This window comes from Streptomyces sp. SID3212, assembly GCF_009865405.1.
Classification (GTDB): domain Bacteria; phylum Actinomycetota; class Actinomycetes; order Streptomycetales; family Streptomycetaceae; genus Streptomyces.
On record NZ_WWJY01000979.1, the window covers coordinates 1 to 3,093 of the forward strand.

Annotated in this window: 4 protein-coding genes and 2 pseudogenes; 1 reads left to right on the forward strand and 5 read right to left on the reverse strand. The window is 72.0% G+C overall.

Annotated features, from left to right (window positions below; genetic code table 11):
* A partial coding sequence (locus GT042_RS29370) for a substrate-binding domain-containing protein (protein WP_161311739.1) occupies positions 1-417 on the forward strand: 417 nt, incomplete at its 5' end.
* Between the two features lie 40 nt (positions 418-457).
* Here the strand turns inward: GT042_RS29370 and GT042_RS29375 are convergent.
* The 5 genes and pseudogenes from GT042_RS29375 to GT042_RS38390 form a co-directional block, all read right to left on the reverse strand.
* Complete coding sequence (locus tag GT042_RS29375) at positions 458-1,048, reverse strand: GAF domain-containing protein (RefSeq protein ID WP_161311740.1); 591 nt, start codon at positions 1,046-1,048, stop codon at positions 458-460.
* 226 nt (positions 1,049-1,274) lie between these two features.
* Positions 1,275-1,853 (reverse strand): annotated as a pseudogene (locus GT042_RS29380) (ATP/GTP-binding protein); the annotation flags it as partial.
* Positions 1,831-2,202: a DUF742 domain-containing protein gene (locus tag GT042_RS29385; protein WP_161311742.1), complete on the reverse strand. Its 372-nt coding sequence runs from the start codon at positions 2,200-2,202 to the stop codon at positions 1,831-1,833. The gene GT042_RS29385 and the pseudogene GT042_RS29380, both read right to left, overlap by 23 nt.
* 2 nt (positions 2,203-2,204) lie before the next feature.
* A complete protein-coding gene (locus GT042_RS29390) occupies positions 2,205-2,645 on the reverse strand; it encodes a roadblock/LC7 domain-containing protein (RefSeq protein WP_161311741.1) in 441 nt (146 codons plus the stop codon).
* A gap of 7 nt (positions 2,646-2,652) precedes the next feature.
* Positions 2,653-3,093: pseudogene (locus tag GT042_RS38390) on the reverse strand (ATP-binding protein); the annotation flags it as partial.

Consider the following 3,093-nt stretch of genomic DNA (forward strand, 5'->3'; position numbering starts at 1 on the left):
GAGGGACTGGCGGAGGCCGGGGTCACCCTGCGTCCCGGCTCCGTCGTGCGCGGCGCGTTCACCCGGGACGGCGGATACGCCGCCGCCCGGGAGCTGTTGGCCGGGAACACCCTGCCCACCTGTGTCTTCGCGGTGACCGATGTGATGGCCGTGGGCGCGCTCGCCGCGTTCCGCGAGGCAGGCGTACGGGTGCCGCACGACCTGTCGCTCGCGGGCTTCGACGACATCCCGCTCGTACGGGAGTTGACGCCCGCGCTCACCACCGTCGCCCTGCCGCTCACGGAGATGGGCCAGCACGTCATCTCGCTCGCCCTGCGCGAGCCGCGCGGCACACGCGCCCGGGTGCTGCGGGTGGGCGGTGACGTGGTCCTGCGGGGCAGCACCGCGCCACCCCGCCCGGCCGGCCTCGGACAGTGATACCTCCCCCAGCGCCTTGTTCCCGTACGGCCCGCAGGGCCTACTCCCGTACGCGAGGGACCTCGCGGCGGTCCGGGAGGCCCGGGAGCAGGCCGTCCTCCCGGCGCCTGATCTGTGACATCAGCTCCGCCGCGAACGACTTGATGGTGTCGAGCCCCGTGCGCCCCCAGCGCCGGGGCTCGGTGTCGACCACACAGACCGTGCCGAGGGCCAGGCCCGTACGATCGATGAGCGGGGCCCCGAGGTAGGAGCGGATCCCGATCTCGTCCACCAGGGGGTTGCCCGCGAAACGGGGGAAGTCGCGGACATCTTCGAGGACGAGCGCCTTGCGCCGGACGACGACGTACGGGCAGTAGCCGTGGTCGCGGGCCATGAACCGCTCGCCGCCCGTCCCCCGCTCGCCCTCCGTCCCCCGCGTGGTGTGCAGCCCCGCGAAGAACTGCCGGTTCTCGTCGATGAAGTTGACCATCGCGTACGGGGCGCCCGTCATCTGCGCCAACTGCTGGGCGAAGGCGTCGAAGGCGGGCTCCGACCGCTCGCCCAGCCCGAGCCGCCGCAATCGCTGCACGCGGTCCGGCGCCTCCTGGTCGACGGGCGTGAGCAGCAGACGGGCGATCGGGTCGTACCTCATGCGGGTGCTCCGTCGCTCGGGAACATCGGGGGCAGCGGCGTCATTCGGCGTGCTCTGGGGCGGGGTCAGGAGCCGACATCGGGATCGGCTTCGGGATCGGGATCGGCTTCGGGATCGGGGTGAGGCTCAGGCTCGCGGCGGCACTCGGCCCCGGACCCGGGGCGGAACTCGCACCCGGCCCCGCACCCGGCCCCCCGCCCGCGCCGGCCGCGGGACCCGCGCCGGTCGTAGCCGTGAGCAGATGCTGGACGAGCGTGACCAGCGTCTGGATCCCGGAGCTGGCGATCCGCGCGTCGCACAGCACGATCGGCACGTCCGGTCTGAGGTCCATCGCCGCCCGCACCTCTTCCGGTTCGTAGCGGTACGAACCGTCGAACTCGTTGACGGCGACCACGAACCCGATGCCACGCTGCTCGAAGAAGTCGACCGCGGAGAACGAGTATTCGAGCCGTCGCGTGTCCGCGATGACGATCGCGCCGAGCGCGCCTCTCGACAACTCGTCCCACATGAACCAGAAACGCTCCTGGCCCGGCGTCCCGAACAGGTAGAGCACGTGCCGCTCGTCCAGGGTCAGCCGCCCGAAGTCCATGGCGACCGTCGTGGACGTCTTGGCCTCGACCCCGGTCAAGTCGTCGGTAGCCGCGCTGACTTGTGTGAGTAACTCCTCCGTGCTCAGCGGCGCGATCTCGCTCACCGCGCCCACGAAGGTCGTCTTGCCGACCCCGAATCCGCCCGCGACCAGAATCTTGAGGGCGGTGGGGAAGGATTCGGAGCTGAAGGATTCAGAGCTGTCGTCGTAGGCCATCGAGCACTGCCTCCAGCAGGGAAACGTCGGTGGGATGGTCGAAACTGTCCGGTGGCCTGGCGGAGATCGCCCCGCAGTCCACCAGGTCGGAGAGCAGCACCTTGGTGACGGTCGCGGGCAGCCGCAGATGCGCCGCGATCTCCGCCACGGAGGTCGGTCTCTGGCAGAGACCGACGGCCTGGGCGTACTCGGGCCCCAGGTGCGCGTCCGGCACCGAGCCCGTGGACATCACCAGCGTCAGCAGGTCCAGGGCCGTCGTCGGCCGCGTCCTGCCCCCGCTCACGGTGTAGGGACGGATGAGCCGGCCGGCTGCCTCGTCCAGCCACGGCCCGTCCGCCGTGGCCGACACGCTCACAGCCCCCCCGTGGAACTCTGGGTCGTCCCCGCCACTTGTCTCAGGGGGGTGATCAGGTACGGCCGTACGCTCTTGACCAGCATCGCCATCTCGTAGCCGAGGACGGCGGCGTCGGCCTCCCGGCCGGCCAGCACGGCGAGACAGGTGCCCGAGCCGGCCGTCGAGACGAAGAGCAGGGTGGAGTCGAGCTCGACCACGACCTGGCGGACCTCACCGCCGTCGCCGAACCGGATCCCGGCGCTCCGGCCGAGCGAGTAGAGACCCGAGGCGAGGGCGGCCATGTGGTCCGCGCTGTCGGCGTCCATGCCGTGCATGGACCTCACCAGGCCGTCGGAGGAGAGCAGCACCGCGCTGCGGGTGTACGGGACACGCTGGACCAGACCGCTGAGCAGCCAGTCGAGGTCGGAGACATGGCCGGTCGGCACATCGCTCGCCATGGTGCATCTACTCCTTGGAGGTCGTGTCGTGGCGCTGCGGTTCCGGCAGTTCCGGGAGCGGGTCCGACAAAGGGTCCGGCAGAGGCGCCGACAGGGGATCGGGCAACGGATCGGACAACGGATCCGGCCCGGAATCCCGCGGCGGGTCCGGCGGCGCCTCCGCCCGGGGGCCGGAGACGGCGGGCTGGGCTTCGGCGAGGTCGATGCCGCGCTGGAAGGCCGCCATGAGACCGGGGTCGTGCAGGACCGGTTCGGCGGCGGGTGCCGGGGCGGGCCGGTCCCGCAACTGCGGGACGAGATGCTCCTGCCCCCGGCGCCTGGGCAGTTGGGGCCTGCTCGCGGTGGAGTGCAGGGTGCCGTCGGCGGCGGGCTCGGGCGACGGGTAGGTGAGCACGCGCGCCGGGGTCCTGGCCCCGGAGGGGGCGGGGCCGTCAGCCGGCTGCTGCCT